Below are 23,895 nucleotides of genomic sequence, written 5' to 3'. Positions count from 1 at the left end.
TCACTAAGTGATGTAGATATCAACGATCTCGCTGAAGGCGACTTAGTGGTCACCGTAACCAGTACTGATGTGGCTGGCAATATAGCAACCACCACAGTGACTGTCGTAAAAGATACTTTAGCAAATGTGACGATTCGCGTGGCTGATGGCGGCGATAATTCATTAAATGCAGCGGAAGTCGACGACGTAGCAATTTCTGGTCTGGCACTTAATGTAGACGATGGCCAAACGGTAACAATTTTAGTGACCGATTCAGCAGGTAAAAGTCAAGAGTACTTTGCTATCGTTACTGCAGGTTCATGGTCATTAACTAATACTGATCTATCCGGCTTTGCTGAAGGTATTTTAACGTTTACAGCTAATGTAACTGACATTGCTGGTAACCCAGCAACCGCTAATACCACTGTGTTCAAAGACACTTTATCCACTATTTCTATTCAAGTAGGTACCAATGGCGATGGTATTCTCAATAGTGAAGAGGTTGTCACTACCACCTTTGGTGGCGCAGCTAATGATATCGAAGATGGTCAAGTTATCACTGTTACGGTAACTGATGAAGCCAACACCACACTAACTTTTACCACCACAGTGCAAAACGGTTATTATATAATTGAGAATGAGGATTTAAGTTCACTTGTTGATGGCGAGCTGACTTTTACCGCTGAAGGAGTTGATAGAAACGGCAATCCAGCCACTGCTACCACTGATGTTATCAAAAATACAGCGGCTGTTGAGATCACCATTGATATCGATACCATTCAAGATAACATCATTAATGCCGCCGAAGCGCCTAAAGTCGATGTATCGGGTACCGTCAGTAACGTTGAAGACGGCCAAACAGTCACTGTGACACTGACTGATGGCGTTAACACTATCACCCGTACTGCAATAGTTAATGGGGGTGTGTGGACGATTAGCGATATTGATACCCGTATATTAAAAGATGGTGACATTACCGGCACTGCCACCGTTACTAACCAAGCGGGCAACTCAGGCAGTAATCAAGAAGTCGTGCAAAAAGATGTCGTCGCTGAGATTAACGTGACATTTAATGACGTTGACCAGATTTTAAATAGTGCAGAAAGCAGTGCAAATAGCTTCTCTGGTACCGTGACTAATGTCGAAGACGGGCAAACAGTTACCCTCACCTTCTCTGATATCAATGGCAATACGAGCCAAGTAACGACCACGGTTAGCGGCGGCCTATGGGCAATTGATAATGTTGATTTAACCGGCCTTGCTGATGGTCAAATCACTGCAACCGTCAGTGTGAACGATGTCGCGGAAAACCCCGCCACGGATAACGTTACCTTTGCAAAAGACACCGTCGCCACCATCACAGTCAACGTGCTGGATAGCGACCAAGTTATTAATAACGCTGAGCAAAGCTCGGTGGATTTATCCGGCACCGTCAGCGGGATTGAAGAAGGCCAAACAGTCACTATCACGGTCACTGATAGCCAAAACCGCAGCCTTGAATTTACCACCACCGTTGTCAATGGTGCTTGGACCCTGAATAACCTTGATTTAAGTGTGTTCGCACAAGGTGAACTCACCGTCGATGCCAGCAGCACCGATGTCGCAGGCAATACGGCAACCAATACCACCACCGTGGTAAAAGATACTCAAGCAAACCTCACCATCAGTGTCGATGATGGCGGCGATAACTCAATCAACGCCCGTGAAGTCGGTGCGGTTCTGGTCAATGGCACCGCCACCAATATTGAAGACGGTCAAACCGTTACGATCACTATCACCGATGTAAATGGCGTAAATCAACACTACACCACCACTATCGCTAATGGCACTTGGAGCTTAGGGGAGCTTGACCTATCAAGCTTTGCAGAAGGTGAGCTAAGCTTTACTGTCAGCGGCAGCGATGCGGCTGGTAACCCTGCCGATGCTGACACGCAAACATTTAAAGACACGTTATCCGCCATTTCGATGCAGATACAAACCAATGGCGACGGTATTTTAAATAGCATCGAAGTTAACCCTGCAACGTTTGGTGGGGTTGCCAACGACATTGAAGATGGCCAACCGGTTGAAATTATTGTCCGTGATGAAGCCGGTAACCGCTTAACCTTCAGCGCGACAGTACAAAACGGTTTCTTTATTATTGAAGATGGCGATTTATCGAGTTTACTGGATGGCGACCTAACCTTTACCGCCACCAGTATTGATAGTTTTGGTAACCCTGCTGTTGCTACAAACACGGTGACTAAAGACACTGCCGCAGTTGAAATAACCGTCGAGATTGACACCGTACAAGATGACACCATCAATGCCGCTGAAGCACCCACCGTGCGTATTAGCGGCACCACCGATGCTGAAAACGGCCAAGTCGTGACGGTGTTATTAACCGACACCGCGGGTAATTCAATCACCCTCACGACCACCGTAATTAACGGCACGTGGATGCTTGAAAACGTCGACACCCGTTTCTTAGTCGATGGTGACATTACCGCGGTGGCCAGCGTTGAAAACCGTGCCGGTAATACCGGTGACGCAACCGACACTGCATTAAAAGATGTACTGGCTGAAATCACTTTACAACTGGACGATGCTGACCAAGTTATTAACGAAAACGAAGTCACAGTGAATAGCTTCTCGGGTACAGTGACTGATGTGGAAGACGGCCAACAGATCACCGTATACTTCCTTGATAAAAACGGTAATACAGCAACGGCTGTGACAACGGTGATTGGTGGCGCGTGGACGCTGGAAAATGTCGATTTATCAAACTTGGTGGATGGTAAAATTACTGCGCAAGCCCGTGTCAGCGATCAGCCAGAAAACCCAGCAAGCAGCACCATTATATTCTTAAAAGACACCACCGCAGATATCACGGTCACAGTCAATGATGTTGATCAATTGATCAACACCGCGGAGCAAACAACTATTGCACTGTCAGGCTCGGTTACTGGCATTGAAAACGGTCAAACCGTGACCGTCACGCTGACTGATAACACTGGCCGTGAGCTGCAATTTACCACCACCGTCATCAATGGCAATTGGACGTTCACAGGTGTAGATATCAGCAGTTTTGCAGAAGGTGAATTTACCGTTACCGCCAGTGCTCAAGATAATGCCGGAAACCAAGCTGATGGCAGTACAACTGCCATAAAAGACACCCAAGCACTGGTCACCATTGAGGTAGACAGCGGCGGTGATGAGTTACTCAACGCTGCAGAAGTCGGCAGTGTCGATTTAGCCGGTGATGCAATTTATATCGAGGATGGACAAACCGTGACGGTGACTATCACGGATAGCGAGGGCAAAACGCAAACACTGACGACGACCGTTGTGGGCGAACGCTGGGCGATCGAAGGCGTCGATATGAGCGGTTTTGCTGAAGGCCGCCTTGATTTCAGTGTTTCAGCCACCGACTTAGCAGGTAATAACGCCAACAATAGCACCTTTGTATTTAAAGACACCCTATCCACCATTTCAATGCAAGTGCAAACCAATGGCGATGATATTCTTAACGAATTAGAAGTTAATCCAGCGACTTTTGGTGGTGTGGCTAACGACATTGAAATCGGTCAAGCTGTAGAAATTACCGTCACTGACAGCCAAGGCACGACACTAACCTTTAATACTGTGATTCGTAACGGCTACTTTATTATTGAAGATGGCGATTTATCCGGCCTTGCTGATGGCGATTTAACCTTTACCGCCAACACCACAGATAGAAATGGCAACCCAGCCACAGCCACCACCACCGTCGTGAAAAACACCGCACCGGTGGAGATCACCATTGATATCGACACCATCCAAGATAATGTGATCAATGATGCAGAATCACCTGCTGTTGATATCACAGGGACCACTGTAAATGTTGAGGATGGTGCGGTTGTCACCGTTACCCTAGTTGATAGCAATGGCACCACATTGACCTTCACCACCACAGTGGCCAACAATGCATGGCGCTTAGATAATGTTGATACGTCAAGCTTATTAGATGGCACTATCACCGGTACTGCAACCGTGATGAATAATGTTGGTAACACAGGCACTGCAGAAGAAATTGTTGGTAAAGATGTGCTTGCTAATATCACCATACAATTAAATGACAGCGACCAAGTTATCAACCAAACCGAGAGCCGAGAAAACAATTTCTCAGGTACAGTTACAGATGTTGAAGACGGGCAAACCGTCACCCTCACATTAACTGATAAAAACGGCCTAACAGTCACTGCCACCACCTTAGTACTCAATGGCAGCTGGACACTCGGTGATGTAGATTTATCATCGCTTGCTGATGGTGAGATCACCGCAAGCATAGCCGTTAGTGATGTAGCTGAAAACCCTGCCAACAGCAGTATTAGCTTTACTAAAGACACCCTAGCCACCATCACCATTGCGTTAGACGATGCTGATAATGTCATAAATGCAGCAGAGCAAGGCAGCGTCAATGTCGGTGGCACCGTCACCGGTATTGAAAATGGCCAAACCGTAACGATTTCGGTGACCGACAGTAACGGTGTTACCCGCAGCACAGAAACAACCATCATCGATGGCGCGTGGTCATTAAGCGAGGTTGACGCCAATGATTTAGCCGATGGTGAATTGGTTGTTACCGTTACCAGTACCGATATTGCAGGCAATGTGGCCAGCAATACCCTTACTGTAATTAAAGACACACAAGCTGCCATTACCATTGAAGTAGATTCAGGCAACGACACCATTATCAACGCCCGTGAAGTGGACAGCGTGCCAGTATTTGGCACCGTCACCGGCATCGAAGATGGCCAACGCCTAACAATCACCATTACTGACAGTGAAAATCGTCAACAAGAATATTTTGCTACTGTTAGTAACGGTCAATGGTCACTAGGAGAACTCGATTTATCTGGCTTTGCTGAAGGTGATTTAGACTTTACGGTGACCGGTAGTGATGCCGCTGGCAACCCTGCAAGTAATAACACCGAAGTGTTTAAAGATACACAGTCAGCCATTTCAATGTTAGTGCAAACCAATGGCGACGATATTTTAAATAACGTTGAGGTAAACCCTGCAACCTTTGGTGGTGCTGCAAACGATATTGAAGAAGGCCAGCCTGTGGTGATCAAAGTGACAGACCAAAATGGTCTCACTTTAACATTCAACACGACGGTAACTGATGGCTACTTTATTATTGAACAAGCAGACTTATCAACCCTTGCCGATGGCGATCTCACGTTTACCGCAACCAGTATAGATAGCAATGGTAATATCGCAACAGCCAATACTACAGTCATAAAAAATACCGCTCCAGTTGAGATCACTATTGATATCGACACCGTGCAAGATAACATCATCAATGCCGCCGAAGCGCCTAAAGTCGATGTATCAGGTACCGTCAGTAATGTTGAAGATGGCCAAACTGTCACCGTGACACTCACCGATAGCACAGGCTTTAGCATCACCCGGACCGCTGTAGTCAATGGCGGTGCTTGGATTATTTCTGATCTTGATACCCGATTACTCAAAGATGGGGATATTACTGGCACAGCCACCGTCACCAATGTGGCGGGTAATACCGGTTCAAGTCAAGAGGTCGTGCAAAAAGATGTGATCGCTGATGTCAGTGTCAGCTTTGATGATGTTGACCAAGTGATTAATACCGCTGACAGCACTGCAAATGCATTCTCGGGTACGGTCACCAATGTTGAAGATGGTCAAACCGTCACCCTCACCTTTACTGATAACAATGGCAATACCGCACAAGCTACAGCCATTGTCAGCGCAGGCGCATGGACAGTCTCAAATGTCGATTTAACCGGTCTTGCTGATGGTCAAGTAAGCATCTCTGCCAGCGTCAATGATATTGCTGAGAACCCAGCAACAGCAACACTGACGGTTAATAAAGACACCGTCGCCACCATCACTGTAAACGTGATTGATACCGACCAAGTGATTAATAACGCTGAGCAAAGCGCAGTGGATTTATCCGGCACCGTCAGCGGGATTGAAGAAGGCCAAACAGTCACTATCACGGTCACAGACAGCCAAAACCGCAGCCTTGAATTTACCACCACCGTTGTCAATGGTGCTTGGACCCTGAATAACCTTGATTTAAGTGTGTTCGCACAAGGTGAACTCACCGTCGATGCCAGCAGCACCGATGTCGCAGGCAATACGGCAACCAATACCACCACCGTGGTAAAAGATACTCAAGCAAACCTCACCATCAGTGTCGATGATGGCGGCGATAACTCAATCAACGCCCGTGAAGTCGGTGCGGTTCTGGTCAATGGCACCGCCACCAATATTGAAGACGGTCAAACCGTTACGATCACTATCACCGATGTAAATGGCGTAAATCAACACTACACCACCACTATCGCTAATGGCACTTGGAGCTTAGGGGAGCTTGACCTATCAAGCTTTGCAGAAGGTGAGCTAAGCTTTACTGTCAGCGGCAGCGATGCGGCTGGTAACCCTGCCGATGCTGACACGCAAACATTTAAAGACACGTTATCCGCCATTTCGATGCAGATACAAACCAATGGCGACGGTATTTTAAATAGCATCGAAGTTAACCCTGCAACGTTTGGTGGGGTTGCCAACGACATTGAAGATGGCCAACCGGTTGAAATTATTGTCCGTGATGAAGCCGGTAACCGCTTAACCTTCAGCGCGACAGTACAAAACGGTTTCTTTATTATTGAAGATGGCGATTTATCGAGTTTACTGGATGGCGACCTAACCTTTACCGCCACCAGTATTGATAGTTTTGGTAACCCTGCTGTTGCTACAAACACGGTGACTAAAGACACTGCCGCAGTTGAAATAACCGTCGAGATTGACACCGTACAAGATGACACCATCAATGCCGCTGAAGCACCCACCGTGCGTATTAGCGGCACCACCGATGCTGAAAACGGCCAAGTCGTGACGGTGTTATTAACCGACACCGCGGGTAATTCAATCACCCTCACGACCACCGTAATTAACGGCACGTGGATGCTTGAAAACGTCGACACCCGTTTCTTAGTCGATGGTGACATTACCGCGGTGGCCAGCGTTGAAAACCGTGCCGGTAATACCGGTGACGCAACCGACACTGCATTAAAAGATGTACTGGCTGAAATCACTTTACAACTGGACGATGCTGACCAAGTTATTAACGAAAACGAAGTCACAGTGAATAGCTTCTCGGGTACAGTGACTGATGTGGAAGACGGCCAACAGATCACCGTATACTTCCTTGATAAAAACGGTAATACAGCAACGGCTGTGACAACGGTGATTGGTGGCGCGTGGACGCTGGAAAATGTCGATTTATCAAACTTGGTGGATGGTAAAATTACTGCGCAAGCCCGTGTCAGCGATCAGCCAGAAAACCCAGCAAGCAGCACCATTATATTCTTAAAAGACACCACCGCAGATATCACGGTCACAGTCAATGATGTTGATCAATTGATCAACACCGCGGAGCAAACAACTATTGCACTGTCAGGCTCGGTTACTGGCATTGAAAACGGTCAAACCGTGACCGTCACGCTGACTGATAACACTGGCCGTGAGCTGCAATTTACCACCACCGTCATCAATGGCAATTGGACGTTCACAGGTGTAGATATCAGCAGTTTTGCAGAAGGTGAATTTACCGTTACCGCCAGTGCTCAAGATAATGCCGGAAACCAAGCTGATGGCAGTACAACTGCCATAAAAGACACCCAAGCACTGGTCACCATTGAGGTAGACAGCGGCGGTGATGAGTTACTCAACGCTGCAGAAGTCGGCAGTGTCGATTTAGCCGGTGATGCAATTTATATCGAGGATGGACAAACCGTGACGGTGACTATCACGGATAGCGAGGGCAAAACGCAAACACTGACGACGACCGTTGTGGGCGAACGCTGGGCGATCGAAGGCGTCGATATGAGCGGTTTTGCTGAAGGCCGCCTTGATTTCAGTGTTTCAGCCACCGACTTAGCAGGTAATAACGCCAACAATAGCACCTTTGTATTTAAAGACACCCTATCCACCATTTCAATGCAAGTGCAAACCAATGGCGATGATATTCTTAACGAATTAGAAGTTAATCCAGCGACTTTTGGTGGTGTGGCTAACGACATTGAAATCGGTCAAGCTGTAGAAATTACCGTCACTGACAGCCAAGGCACGACACTAACCTTTAATACTGTGATTCGTAACGGCTACTTTATTATTGAAGATGGCGATTTATCCGGCCTTGCTGATGGCGATTTAACCTTTACCGCCAACACCACAGATAGAAATGGCAACCCAGCCACAGCCACCACCACCGTCGTGAAAAACACCGCACCGGTGGAGATCACCATTGATATCGACACCATCCAAGATAATGTGATCAATGATGCAGAATCACCTGCTGTTGATATCACAGGGACCACTGTAAATGTTGAGGATGGTGCGGTTGTCACCGTTACCCTAGTTGATAGCAATGGCACCACATTGACCTTCACCACCACAGTGGCCAACAATGCATGGCGCTTAGATAATGTTGATACGTCAAGCTTATTAGATGGCACTATCACCGGTACTGCAACCGTGATGAATAATGTTGGTAACACAGGCACTGCAGAAGAAATTGTTGGTAAAGATGTGCTTGCTAATATCACCATACAATTAAATGACAGCGACCAAGTTATCAACCAAACCGAGAGCCGAGAAAACAATTTCTCAGGTACAGTTACAGATGTTGAAGACGGGCAAACCGTCACCCTCACATTAACTGATAAAAACGGCCTAACAGTCACTGCCACCACCTTAGTACTCAATGGCAGCTGGACACTCGGTGATGTAGATTTATCATCGCTTGCTGATGGTGAGATCACCGCAAGCATAGCCGTTAGTGATGTAGCGGAAAACCCTGCCAACAACAGCGTCACTTTTACTAAAGACACCACGGCAACGATGTCTATTGCCATTGATGATGCCGACCAAGTGATAAATAGCAACGAACAAACAGCAGTGAATCTGGGTGGTATAGCAACGGGTATTGAAAATGGCCAAACAGTCATAATTTCAGTAACCGATAGTAACGGCTTTACACGTACCGGTGAAACTACGCTCATCAATGGTGCATGGTCATTGAGTGATGTAGATATCACCGATCTGGCCGAAGGCGACTTAGTGGTCACTGTTACCAGTACTGATGAAGCAGGCAACCAAGCAAGCGCCACCACAACTGTAGTTAAAGATACCCTCGCCTCACTGACCATCGATGTCGCAGATGGGGGAGATAATACACTCAATGGATTAGAAGTTGGCGCCGTTGATTTCTTTGGCCAAGCGAAAAATATTGAAGATGGTCAAACACTCACTGTGGTGATCACTGACAGTAATGGCATTTCACTGAGCTATGGTGTGCAAGTAGCTAATCAAGCTTGGACATTAGACGATATTGATGTATCTGCCCTTGCTGAAGGACCGTTAACATTAACGGTCTCCGGCGCAGACGCCGCGGGCAACGCAGCAAATGCTTCAAGTAGTGTGTTTAAAGACACCCTATCTGCACTGGGTATTCAAGTTGGCACCAATGGTGATGGCATACTAAATAGCGATGAAGTTGATACTGTAACCTTTGGTGGCTCGGCAAACGACATCGAAACAGGGCAAATAGTTACGGTGACTGTTACTGATGAAAACAACCAAACACTCAGCTTTACAGCTCCTGTGCAAAATGGTTTTTATGTCATCAACGCAGAAGATTTAAGCAGTCTTGCCGATGGCACTCTCACCTTTACTGCAACCGCAACAGATCAAAACGGTAACCCTGCCACCAGCACCACTACCGTGATAAAAAACACCGCGCCAGTAGAGATCACCATTGATATCGACACCATTCAAGATAACATCATTAATGATGAAGAGTCACCGATGGTGGATATCACTGGTACCGTCAGTAATGTTGAAGATGGCCAAACCGTTACTGTGGTACTTAGCGATTCAGCGGGAAATAGCATTACCCGCACAGCCACTGTTAATGGCGGCGTATGGACGATTAATAATGTTGACACTCAGCAATTAGTTGATGGCGACATTACCGGCACTGCCACCGTTACTAACCAAGCGGGCAACTCAGGCAGTAATCAAGAAGTCGTGCAAAAAGATGTCGTCGCTGAGATTAACGTGACATTTAATGACGTTGACCAGATTTTAAATAGTGCAGAAAGCAGTGCAAATAGCTTCTCTGGTACCGTGACTAATGTCGAAGACGGGCAAACAGTTACCCTCACCTTCTCTGATATCAATGGCAATACGAGCCAAGTAACGACCACGGTTAGCGGCGGCCTATGGGCAATTGATAATGTTGATTTAACCGGCCTTGCTGATGGTCAAATCACTGCAACCGTCAGTGTGAACGATGTCGCGGAAAACCCCGCCACGGATAACGTTACCTTTGCAAAAGACACCGTCGCCACTATCACAGTCAACGTGCTGGATAGCGACCAAGTTATTAATAACGCTGAGCAAAGTTCGGTGGATTTATCCGGTGCAGTCAGCGGTATTGAAGAAGGCCAAACCGTCACTATCACGGTCACTGATAGCCAAAACCGTAGCCTTGAATTTACCACCACCGTTGTCAATGGTGTCTGGACGCTAAATAACCTCGATTTAACTGTGTTTGCACAAGGTGAACTCACCGTCGATGCCAGCAGCACCGATGTCGCTGGCAATACCGCAACCAATACCACAACAGTGCTCAAAGACACCCAAGCAAACCTCACCATCAGTGTCGATGATGGCGGCGATAACTCAATCAACGCCCGTGAAGTCGGTGCGGTTCTGGTCAATGGCACCGCCACTAATATTGAAGATGGTCAAACAGTGACCATCGTCATCACCGATGTAAATGGCGTGAAACAACAATACACCACCACTGTCGCCAATGGCGCATGGAGTTTAGGGGAGCTCGACCTATCAAGCTTTGCAGAAGGCGAGCTGAGCTTTACGGTCACCGCCAGCGATGCGGCTGGTAACCCTGCCGATGCTGACACGCAAACATTTAAAGACACGTTATCCGCCATTTCGATGCAGATACAAACCAATGGCGACGGTATTTTAAATACCATTGAGGTCAATCCAGCCACCTTTGGTGGCGTTGCCAACGACATTGAAGACGGCCAACCTGTTGAAATAGTTGTTCGTGATGAAGCCGGTAACCGCTTAACCTTTAATACCACAGTACAAAATGGCTTCTTTATTATTGAAAATGGCGACTTATCGAGTTTACTGGATGGCGACCTAACCTTCACCGCCACCAGTATTGATAGTTTTGGTAACCCTGCAATCGCGACAAATACAGTATCTAAAGACACTCAACCACCAGCAATCACGGTTGAGATTGATACCGTACAAGATGACACCATCAATGCCGCTGAAGCACCCACCGTACGAATTAGTGGCACCACCGACGCTGAAAACGGTCAAATTGTAACGGTCGTCGTTACTGATTCTCAAGGAACTGCCATTGAGCTAACAGCGGTCGTTGAAAACGGCCAATGGTTAATTGAAAACTTCGATTCACGCTTCTTAGCCGATGGTGAAATTACCGCGGTTGCCAGTGTAGAAAATCGTGCAGGCAACAATAATCAAGCAACTGACGCGGCACAAAAAGATGTCGTTGCAAGGATCACCATAGCGCTAAATGATACAGATCTCGCAGATCAGGTTATCAATGAGAACGAAGTCACAGCCAATAATAATTTTTCTGGCACCGTGACGGACGTACAAGACGGACAAACAGTGACTCTGTATTTTGTCGACCGCAATGGTAATACCGCAACAGCGACAACCACGGTGATTGCTGGTGCTTGGAGTATTGATAACGTCGACTTGAGTAATTTAGTTGACGGTAAAATTCAAGTCCAAGCCAAAGTTGCAGATCAGGCGGAAAACCCAGCCTCTAATACACTTATATTCAATAAAGATACGCTGGCAATCATCGCCGCTACCACACTTGATGTTGATGGGGTTATAAATGAAAGCGAACAAAATAGTGTCGACTTAGGTGGTGCAGTACTGGGGATCCAAAATGGTCAAACGGTCACTGTAACTGTTACCGACGGCAGTAATACACAAACATTTACCACCACAGTAGTCGATGGCTATTGGTCGGTCGAGAATGTTGATTTTTCGGGCTTTACTGAAGGTAACATTGATATTACAGCAACCGCCCAAGACATTGCTGGTAATAATGCCACTGATACAACGACTATTATAAAAGATACACAGGCAAGTATTACTATTGAGGTCGATACCAATGCTGATTTCACAGACAATGTAATCAACGCCGCGGAAGCACCTGCAACGCGTATTTTTGGTAGCGTTAATAATATTGAAGATGGCCGCTTAGTAACTATCACTATCACCGATGAAAATGGTAAAGAGCTTACTTTCACAACCACTGTCACTGCTGGCCTTTGGGAAATAACCCAAAACCTAACAGGCCTAGTTGATGGTGAGCTAAATTATACCGCGACAGTCAGTGACGAAGCAGGCAACCCAGCCGATGCAAGCACCACCACAGGTAAAGATACTTTAGCAGCGATTAATGTGGAGATAATCTCTGGTGGCGATAACTACCTTGTTGCCAATGAATTAGGTCAACTAGTGCTACAAGGTAATGTTACTAATATTGAAGCTGGACAAACAGTTACCTTAACGCTACTGGGTGCAAACAACGAAACTTTGACGGTAACAGCACAAGTGCAAAACGATTTATCATTCCAAACCAGTGTTGATTTATCAACGTGGAGTGATGGAAGTATTGCGGTTACAGCACAAGCATCAGACTTAGCAGGAAATGATGTTAGTAATTCTGATGATGCAATCATAGACACCACAGTAAATATTGATATTGAGACCGGTGATGGCTTCGATTTAGAAGCTTTCCGATCTGGTGAGCTTACTTCAATTAATGGCAGTACAGACGCCGAAAGCGGCCAACTTGTAACCATTGCTATTTTTGATGGCGGACAAACTCTTTACTTTACTGGTAGTGTAGGAAGTAACGGGACTTGGCAGGTCAATAATATCAATGTCAGTACCTTGAATAAAGCAACTGCATGGGAGTTAACCGCCACCGTTACTGATATAGCAGGTAATACAGCGACCGATGACATGCCAACGCTGGATGTCGTGCGTGGCCAAGAGCTTTATGAGTATATTTTAGATGTATCAGCTTCAACATCAGATACCAGTGCGTTAAACATCAATAACGCAGCACTGAGCTTTGCAGGTGTTCAAGAAGCACTCGCCACACTCACCTATGAAGGTGGTAATGCAGTCAGAATTGAAGTATCCAGTGATGGCCAATCTCTTAATGTGATCCGTGAAGATGGTAATAACACCATTGCAATGACAATTGAGCTTATTCCAAATGCAGTACGGATCACCCAATTTCAGCCTTTCGATCAGCCTATAGGTAATACACTGACAACCTCTGTGATTATTGAAGCATTGCAAACTGATAATGATGGTACATCTGAGCTTGTTTTATTACCTACCTACATCACAATTAATGATACGCCTCCTTTTGCTCGTGATGATAGCTATGACGTAATAGAAGATACTGTAAGCTCAGGCAGTGTGTTAGGTAATGACTACACTATTGAAGGGCCACTGGTTGTTACTCAAATTGAAGTTGCAGGACAAACATATGCAGTCACTGCAAATACACCTGCCACTGTCATGTTGAGCTACGGCGAACTTATCGTTAATAGTAATGGCACTTGGCAATTTACTGCTAACGACAATTTAGATCACTCGCTACCACAAAATTTTAGTTTTGATTACACAGTAACAGATAAAGACGGTAGCCTAGACGGCGCAACTGCCACCATTAATATTTTAGATGGCGATGCGGGCTATGTAGATAATCAAAACTTAGACCTTACTGAACCTGACTATGACCAAGTATTGAACAGAGATATAAACTTTACCGTTTTCTCTGGCTCTGACACGCTATTAGCTGACTCGATCGCTTTTAGTGATACAACATTAGCTCGCTTGAATGCGTTAAACCTAAGCAGCGATGGCAACACGCTAACATTTGCTCTATCTGATGATGGCAAAACACTAACAGCGACTGCTGCTGGAAATACCATTATTACGATTAACTTAACCGCGATAAATAATGGTGATGACTTATCAGCTACAGCAGTCTATCAACAACAAGGTCCTATCGATCATGAAGTGTCTGAGCAGCTACAGCTTGTATTAACTATCACTGCAGAAGATTTAGATGGAACGCAAATTTCCCAAGGCGATGCATCTATTACAATTTTTGATGGTAATGATCCACAATTTGCCGGCATTACAGCGGTCACTTTAGACGAAAATAATTTAACTCAAGGCACCCAAGTCGCAACTGGTCAGCTATCAACATTAGTTGGCTCAGATCAAATTGTTGAAGTTATCTTTTCTCCAAGCAATGAGCAACCACAGCTAACGAGTAACAGTCTCGCCATTATTTATGCTATTAGTGCCGACGGAAAAACCATTATTGGTCATACGGGTGATGTTAATGATCCTGTTTTCCAAGTAGAACTCGCGGGTGATTTTAGCAGTAGTACAGATTCATTAGCCCAAGATTATATCGTCACGCTATACCGAGCACTGGATCAAGATGTAACAGATGCGATCAACTTAAAAATTGAAATGACTGATTTTGATGGCGATACAGTATCAGCCAATCTCGATATAACCATTATTGATGATGAATCAATTGATGGCGATACACCAATACTTAATGTAACTGAACTGCCTAAAGATAATAGTAGCTATACTAATTCGGATAGCGGTGAAATCACTATCGTGGCCGGTAATGATGCAATTGTTGCTATTGGCTATCAGTTTAATAGCGGTGCAGCTGTACTTGATAGCCAAGGTAATGCACTTACCCAAAATGGCCAAGCTATCACTTGGATTAACTTAGGCAATGGTAAGGCGCAAGGCCAGCTCCCTGATGGTACTGTTGTATTTGAAACTACCTTGCCTACAAGCTTAAGTCTTGAACCAGGTCAATCGACGACCGCAACAATAAACTTTGAGCTCTTTGGTGCCATCGATCATTTAGCAGCGCAAGACATACAGTTAAGCCTTATCGTACCAGTTGCGATTATTGATGCTGACAATACTTCAATACTAAACGAAGTCACAGTTAATGTTGATGATGGCCTAGCGCCAGAAATTGTCACCCCAGGAACACCTGATAATATTGTTGATGAATTTGACCTAAACAGTAATGACTCCATATCAACAACTGGTAGCTTCACTCTAGCCACGGGCAGTGATGAAATTGTTACTGTCGCACTCGCTGACGGCTTCAGTCTAGATGGCATTACTAAAGGTGGACAAGCTGTTACTTTATCAACTACAGCAACTGAAAGTGGCTGGTATTTTGCCAGAGCAACCGATAATAGCGAAGTATTTAGAATTCGTTTCTTCGCAAATGGTAGCTACGAGTACACCCAGAGCCAAGCATTAGATCATGCGACAGGCAATGGCACTAATCAGCTTGATATTCTGTTTGAAATACAAGCCATTGATGCAGATGGTGATAAATCAGCAGTTCAAAAATTAACCGTCTCTGTGAAAGATGATATACCGGTTGCAGTTGATACCGATATCACCTTTTCTGAAGGTGATAACCTTAGCCTCGATTTGCTTGATGGTGTAAAACAAGGTGCCGATGGTGCTACGATAACTCAAGTAACCTACCTAGGTGTGAATTACAGCGCAGGTGACACCATAACATTACGAAATGGGGATGAAGAATACGGCACTTTAACCATTAACAGTGATGGCACAGTATCTATTTCTACAAATCCATTTGCTGCTGATACCAATATATTTGACGATACCATTAGCTACCAAGTCACAGATGCTGATGGCGACACGGTCACCAATAACCTTAATCTACATGTTTTAGATAGTGAAGGACGTATTGCTTTTTATCAACCAGAAGGTAATGAAGACGAAGCGATTTTAGTACAACTCGCAGCTTACCCTGGTGATCTTGATAGTGGCGATGTAATCACAGAAATCAAAATTAGCGAAGCGTCTCTAAACGGCGGCGTGCTGACCCTAGATGACGGCGCTGGCAATATTACAACACTGCCAATTATTGATGGTTTCGTAGTAATTTCAGGCTCTAATATGCGCGTATTAGAGCAAGAATTGACTCTGCCTGACGGCACCGTTTTACCGATTGGTACCGCGTTACCCAATGGAGACTTATTATTTACACCAGCAGCTAACACTTCTGATGCAATTGCCAGTCAGCAAGTAACGCTTGATGTTACTGTTGAAATTACAGATGAAAACGGCAGCCGTGAAATAAATAGCGCTCTAGATGTCACGATTAACTCAGTGGCTGATACACCACTTTGGGATCAAAGTAGTGAATTTAGCTATTTAGGTGAAGAAGACGGCGAGCCTATTGAGCTAAATTTACTTGCCAACCTACAAGATACTGATGGCTCAGAGGTACTCAGTTATCGTATTGATAATATTGAAGATGGCCTGATTTTAAAAATCAACGGTAACCTTGTTCAAAATGGCGATACCATAACTGCTGAACAAATAAATACGTTAACAGCGCAAGGAGCTAATAATTTATCAGGTTCATTTACTTTTGAAATTACTGCCATCGCAACTGAGCAAGATAACCAAGATGTTGCTGAACAAACTGCACAACTTGTCACTGTTGAATTGCAACCTGTCGCCGACATACCTGATTTAATTGTTGCAAATGCACGTACCAATGAAGATGAAGCCATAGATGCTAGAAAATTAGTTACCGGCCAAGTAAATGACCCAGATGGCTCTGAATTATTATTTTATGAGTTCACCGTACCGACAGGCTGGAGTATGGAAGCACTCAATGGGGCATCAATTACAGATTTAGGCAATGGCACTTATAGTGTCAGCAGTGTTGATGTATTAGCGGGTAATATTCAAATAATTCCTGAAACCGATATTAGCTCTGTTAATAATAACTTTAAAGTGTCTGTCGTTGCCGTTGCGTATGAAACCGAAACAGACGGTGTAGCGGTAAAACCAGGCTCTGAAACAGCTCGCAGTGAAAGCAAAGATCTCACTATTACAGTAAAAGGTGTGATCGACCCTCCAACAGTTGACACAGGGGCTAATTGGAGTTTTGATGAACAACAAGCGCTGTTAACCAACGTTGCTGAGTTTGATGAAGATGACTTAATCTCCTTAGACTTCTTAGTCAGAACATCTGACAATGATGGCTCTGAGGTTATAAACTTACTAATCTCCAACTTGCCAGATGGTGTCAGCATTGTCGATATCAATGGTAACCCTGTTGAACTTGAAATTATTCGTGCCGAAAATGGCAAACCTGTTTATGGCGTTTCAGCTGAACAGTTACAAACTCTTTACCTTAAACCACAAGGTGACTTTAGCGGCACTGGTATTAATTTTAATATTATAACCGTGACCACTGAACCTGACGGCGATGCAGGTGAGTTTACAATGGATGTGAATATAGCTCTCACACCTATTCTTGACTCTAATGAATCAAACCTTGCCACCAGCTCAGCCGGTATTGAAGATCAAGCAGCTGTACTAAATATAAACCCAACTACAGCTGATGCTGATAACAGCGAAATAATCACTGGCGCTGTGATCACGGATATTCCAAGCGGTGTGAAACTGCTATTAGATGGCGTTGAAATTGAGTTCAACGGCTCACTTGATCTAGCAACGCTTGCTAATGGTGACTTAGCAGGCTTCTTAGCCAGCGGAAGATTGGCAATCTTGCCGCCAGAAGATGCCTCCGGTGACTTTGTTATAAATATAACTTACACAGTAATCGATACCTCCGATGCAGGTAACACAACACCAGTAAATATTGCGACCACCAGCACTGTGACTATTGCCCCGGATTTTGATAAAGAAATCGAAATTGATGGTAACCGCAGTGAGTTAGTTGCCACCTCAGCCGGTATTTTGATAAGTAATACAGGAAGCCTAGATTTAACAGGTGCAATGAACTTTAGTGAAGCTGATATTGATGGCTCAGAGACCATTGATTACATAGTTTTAATTCTGCCAGACAGCGATGGTTTCTACGTTGATTATCCAGGTGCTTTACCTGACGGTGAAGGTCGTTGGTTAATACCAACCGATGCTGGAACCACCGCAGCAACTGTTGATATTGTTGATGTGTTAAGTGGTGTCACCCTAATAAGCAATAATGCGACCAATGGCCCAATAGAAATCATTGTTGCAGCAAAAGTCACAGACTTAACTGATGACGATGCGATCTTTGGCACAATCCAAGTTGAATTTACTCAAGGAGCCGCAGACTCTGTAGCAAGCCCAGTTAATCAAATTCAAGAAACAATTATTGATGCCGAAGAAGACAGCGTAATTGACTTCAGCGGTCACTTTACCAATACATTTACCAATGACAGCAATGATCAAATTAGCTTTAGGATATTAGCATCCGATTTACCAGTAGGTGCTGTTGTCACTGGCGCTGGTGTAGAGATAATTCACGATGCCAGCGGTCAATCAGTCATTGAATATGTATTCCCAGCTAGCGCATTAGAGGGAGTTACAATATCGACCGCAGGAACTCACTTTGCAGGCATACTCGATATTCCAATTCGCGTTATCGCTGTTGATCCAATCAGTGGTGATACTGTCATTGATGATAGTCAAATAATTAGTGTCGACGTAAGTCCAATTGCTGATGGTGTCACTGTTGTTACCAATACCACTGCGATTGAAGAAGATAGTTCGCAACCATTGGGCTTAACACTTAGCTTTATTGATAGTGATAGCTCAGCAACCACCGGCGGTGTAGAGAGTGTGGTGATCGATACTCAAAATACGGCAAACAATTTAACTATTACTTTGCTAGATGGGGGGACATTAAATGATCCATCTGGCTTGTTCGTACTTGTTGATGGTACCAGTAATAGTTATGTATTTACTGGCAGCAATAGCAATGAACTCAACCAAGCACTTACAAATGTTAGTGTTACGCCACCGCTAAATGTCTCTGGTTCTGGCGTACTACGATTAGAAATTAGTGGTCAAGTTATTGATACGGCACTGATATCAACTGGTACAGTAACTGATACAAGCAGCTTTAGTTCCACTATTTCCTTAGATATAAAACCGGTTACCGATTACGCGACATTAACGGTAGCTAATATTTTAGGTGACGAAGATACGGCAATAAAACTAACCGGGATCAGCGCTGAACTATTTGACAATGACGGCTCTGAAATAATGTACTTAAGTATTTCAGGTGTACCTAAAAATGCAGTGCTTGCTCTTGATAATGGCGATGGTACTTACACTGCACTGGCAAATAATGGTGCAGACGGTGGTGACTTTAGAGGTCTAGAAACCTATAACTGGAGTGTTACCCCGGAGCAACTAGCCAGTGGCAATATTGTTCTTATTCCACCGCAAGATTTTAATGGTGATATTCCACTGACCCTTAAAGCAATCACAAAAGATCAAGACCCTGCAACTTACTTAAGTACCACAGCTGAATTTGTAGTGGGCGTACGCCCAATCGGTGATGGAGTTGATTTGGTTAGGGCACCAAATAGCAGTTACGCAGCGAATGAGGATGAAACTGTTACCATCAATTTACTTGCAATAAGTGAAGACACTAATGAAGACGAGCAAATTCAGCTTACTGTTAAAATTAACGCGGATTCAGACACTACAGCATTAGTTGGCTTAAACGGCGCGTATATCGAGGTAGATGGTCAACAAGTGTATTTTACCAGCGATGGCGCTGGTGGCTTTATCGCTACTTTAGTTGTGGCTAGTAATCAACTACAAAACTTTGACTTTAATGCGGGTACGCTTGCTTGGGGTAACCTAAATATGCAAGTTGATGTTGCAAGCATAGATACCGCAACGGTCAATGGTACTGTAATGTCAGATACCAGCGATCCTAAAACAGCCAACTTTACTTTAACACTCGAACCGGAAGTAGATGCGCCAATCTGGCTCAGCTTTAGCGATATATCAGTAACAGATCCTGATAATATACCGTTGAACCTCAGCCTAGATTTGCAAAACCCAGCAGCGACAGAAACTGGTTACTTAACAATTAGCGGGATCCCTGATGATTTAAGTTTAAATGCAGGAAGCAAAGACGGTAATAACTGGGTCATTGACTTAGCCGATGTTGCCAATTTACAAATCATTGGCGCTGAAGCTGGCGATAATTTTACCTTGATCATGACCCCTTATGCCGAACTTAATGGCGAAACCCAAAACGGTGCGGTACAAGAGATCTCAGTAAGCGTAGCCAGCACAGCTCAAGAAGCTAATTCAACTGGATCACTGTCAATTGAGCAATTGCAATATATTCTAGCGCAGGAGCCAACCGATCCTATGGACAGCACTGATAGCGAACTCGGTGCCAGTCATGACAGCGGTCAATTTGAGCAGGACTTAATGAAAATTATGGATAATATGGACTCTATCGAACCATGAATTTAACACTCACTCATGATCAAGTAGTCGAATTTGTAAGCTGTGCGAACACGGCGTTTGCACAGCGCTGCAATCGAGATCAACTCAGTGATGGACTACCTGATGGGCAACTAGCGCCACATCATATAGAGCGTGCATTAAACAATGGTAATATTGCAGGCGCTCAACAAGTCTTAAAACTATCACAAATGCTATTTCCTGCAGCTGTAATAGACCAACAAGGGCAGCTTTGGCTACTCGATAAGCAAAATGATAAAATCATCGTATTATTTCAAACTGCCGATCCTGAAGTAACAACCGTTAAACTTGAACAACAAACATGGCTTGTTAGCTGGCATCTATCGATTGATCAAGTAATCGATAAACGCAGTAGCTCTATTCACTCAAAAATTCCCCATTGGCTACAACCGGTATTTAATGAAGTAAAACCATTTTATGGTTCATTATTACTAGGCTCATTCACCGTTAACCTGCTTGCAGTGGTGATCCCACTATTTACTATGAATGTGTATGACCGTGTTGTGCCCAATGCCGCCCTTGATACTTTATGGGTACTCGCATTTGGCGCAATGATTGCCATCAGCTTTGATTGGTTTTTAAAGCAAGCTCGTACGCAGCTAACCGATACCGCAGGTAAAGGTATTGACCTTAAAGTATCAAGCACCCTATTTAGTAAAGTCATTGGTATGCGCTTAGAGCATAGACCACAATCGGCTGGCGCTTATGCAAAACAAGTACAAGATTTTGATAGTGTAAGGGAGTTTTTAACCTCAGCGACCTTAGTATCAGCTATCGACTTACCGTTTACCTTAATGTTTTTAGCGCTAATAGGTTGGTTGGGCGGTGCAATCGTATTGATCCCGATCACCACTATGTTATTGATTGTACTTACCGGTGCATTTTTACAAGGCAGACTCACCAACAGTGTTGAAGAAGCAGCTAAACTTAGCACCCAACGACAAGCTTATTTAATTGAATATTTAAATCAAATTGTTGAATTAAAACAATCGCGCAGTGAAGGAAAAGCACAGCGCCTTTGGGAGCAAACCATGGCTCAGTTGGCTACCTGGCAAAATAAATCTCGCCACAGTGCCAACACACTCAGCCATACAGTTGCCGCACTGCAACAAGTAACCACCATAGGTTTAATTGTTGCAGGGGTATATTTAATTCAAGCAGGCGAAGTCAGTATGGGCGCTTTAATTGCCATGGTGATGATAAGTGGCCGTGCTGGTGGCGCAATCAGTCAAATAGCGTCGTTGCTGTTAAAGTTTAAACAAACAGAATCAGCCATCGAATCTGTCAAAGCGGTACTTGAACTACCGCAAGAAAATCAACAAAGTATACTTAGCAGCCACAGCGAGCTAAGCGGTAATATTCGAGTTAAAAACCTCACATTTAACTACCCAGAACAAAAACTAGCAGTATTACAGCAACTCAATTTTGATATTAAAGCAGGAGAAAAAGTAGGTATTTATGGAGCCGCAGGCTCGGGGAAATCATCTTTATTAGCGCTACTTGCAGGGCAATATCAAGCAACTCAAGGACAAATATTCATTGATGATATTGAAATAAACCAATGGTCACTGAAAACCTTACGCAAACACACCGGCTGGATGGCACAAAGTCCGAGTTTATTTTATGGCAGTTTATTAGAAAATATCACCGTCGGTTGCCAACAAGTCGATCCTAAAGAGCTTTCAAGAGTGATCCACATGGCAGGTATTCATCATTTTATTGATCGCCTTGAAACCGGCCTTGAAAGCCAAGTGGGAGAATTTGGCCGCTGCTTATCAGGAGGACAACGCCAAGCAGTTATATTAGCGCGCGCATTACTGCAAAGCCCGAAATTATTACTGCTCGATGAACCTACCAGTGCTATGGATGAAATCAGTGAGCGACATATTATAAGTAGCTTAAAAAATATCTCTGATACTACTATGGTGATCGCAAGCCACAAAGCGGCTGTACTATCACTGTGCGATAAAATTATCGTAGTTGAAAAAGGTGAACTCACGAATATTCAAACGCCACAACAACTGTTTAATGGTAATAACCGTCGCTTGCGAAGCATAACAGTTAAACCTCACGGAGCGACATCCAATGAGTAACTTAGAGATATCGCAACTACAGGCGGCACGCCAAGCGCAAAGGTTAATCCTAATCGTATTTTTAGTCTTAGTGTGTACAATCGCTTGGGCAACCTTCGCCACCTTAGACGAAGTGATTGTTGGCGAAGGTAATGTAGTACCCGCCCAAACAGTACAAACGGTAGAAAACCTCGATGGCGGCATTTTAAAACAAGTACTAGTACAAGAAGGCGAGCTAGTGCAACAAGGCCAACCGGTATTGTTACTTGATGATACTCGTTTTGCTGCTGCGTTTGCTGAATCTAATCAAGAGCGTGACGCCTTAATAGCGAAACAACTGAGATTAACCGCGGAACTTGAAACCATCGTCATCGACCGTGAAACAGTGACTGGAGTTGCAATCACAGAGGTCAATTTATCTGCAAGCGACATTCCAGCCCATATAGCAAATAGTGCCCGTAATAGCTACAGAGCACGTTTATCGCAACTGCGTTCGTTGCTACAACAAAGCCAACAAATGATTTTGCAACAAAGCCAAGCTATTATTGAACAACAAGCCAATATTGATTCATTAAAACAACGTCTTAAATTGATATCCCGTGAAGTAAAACTAACTTCAGAAGGCGTTGATGATGGTGCTGTCGCTGAAATGGAGCTAGTTAAATTACAACGAGAAGAGGTAATGCTCTCTGGTGAAGTTAATCGTGCCAATGCTTTATTACAGCAATTAATGGCAGCAAAAGAACAAGGTAAAGAAGAGCGAACATCAGTTGCCCTAGACTACATTGCCAACGCGCAAAATGAGTTAGATGAAGTTACTAATAACTTAGCTAAAATTAACGAAAGTAGTAAAGCGCTAGAAGACAGATTAATAAAAACCCAGATTAAATCGCCATTAACTGGCACTGTAAAAAATATCGCCTCTCGTTCAGTGGGAGGGGTTATCGAGCCAGGCCAAGTCATCATGGAAATAGTGCCGTTGGACGACAAACTTATTGTCGAAACCAAAATAGCACCTAAAGATATTGGTTTTATTCGCCAAGGTATGCCAGCCATGGTGAAATTTAGCGCCTATGACTTTGTCATTTATGGTGGACTAAAAGGAGAGGTTATCTATGTGAGTCCTGACGCCTCACAACTAGAAGATGGCACAACCTATTATGAAGCACATATAAAAACCGATGGGAATATATTGGCTCAGCAGCCAATTATACCCGGCATGCAAGCCAGTGTAGATATTTTGACTGGTAAAAAAACCGTTTTACAGTATTGGCTAAAGCCGCTTTTGCGTGCCAAAGCTAATGCCATGAGAGAACCATAA

General features: G+C 44.4%; 3 protein-coding genes (1 of these 3 running past the window's edge). All 3 read left to right on the top strand.

Features of this window, described 5'->3' with window-relative positions:
- Tightly spaced (each overlapping or abutting the next), the 3 genes in view from A7968_RS19700 to A7968_RS19690 form a layout consistent with a single transcriptional unit that may run on beyond the window.
- On the top strand, positions 1-20,484 hold the 3' portion of the coding sequence (locus tag A7968_RS19700) for a T1SS-143 repeat domain-containing protein (protein WP_064668252.1). The gene continues 4,521 nt to the left of window position 1, outside the view; only the last 20,484 of its 25,005 coding nucleotides appear in the window; its start codon lies off the left edge, out of view; its stop codon occupies positions 20,482-20,484.
- Entirely contained in the window at positions 20,481-22,595 is a 2,115-nt protein-coding gene (locus A7968_RS19695; protein ID WP_064668251.1) for a type I secretion system permease/ATPase, read from the top strand. Before A7968_RS19700 ends, A7968_RS19695 begins: the two co-directional genes overlap by 4 nt.
- Positions 22,588-23,895, top strand: a complete 1,308-nt coding sequence (locus A7968_RS19690; protein WP_064668250.1) for an HlyD family type I secretion periplasmic adaptor subunit — start codon at positions 22,588-22,590, stop codon at positions 23,893-23,895. The genes A7968_RS19695 and A7968_RS19690 overlap by 8 nt, the downstream gene beginning before the upstream one ends.

The sequence above is a fragment of the Pseudoalteromonas prydzensis genome (assembly GCF_001661495.1).
Taxonomy (GTDB): Bacteria; Pseudomonadota; Gammaproteobacteria; order Enterobacterales; family Alteromonadaceae; genus Pseudoalteromonas; species Pseudoalteromonas prydzensis.
Note: the sequence above shows the minus strand (reverse complement) of the source record. Positions and strands in the feature narration are given on the sequence as shown.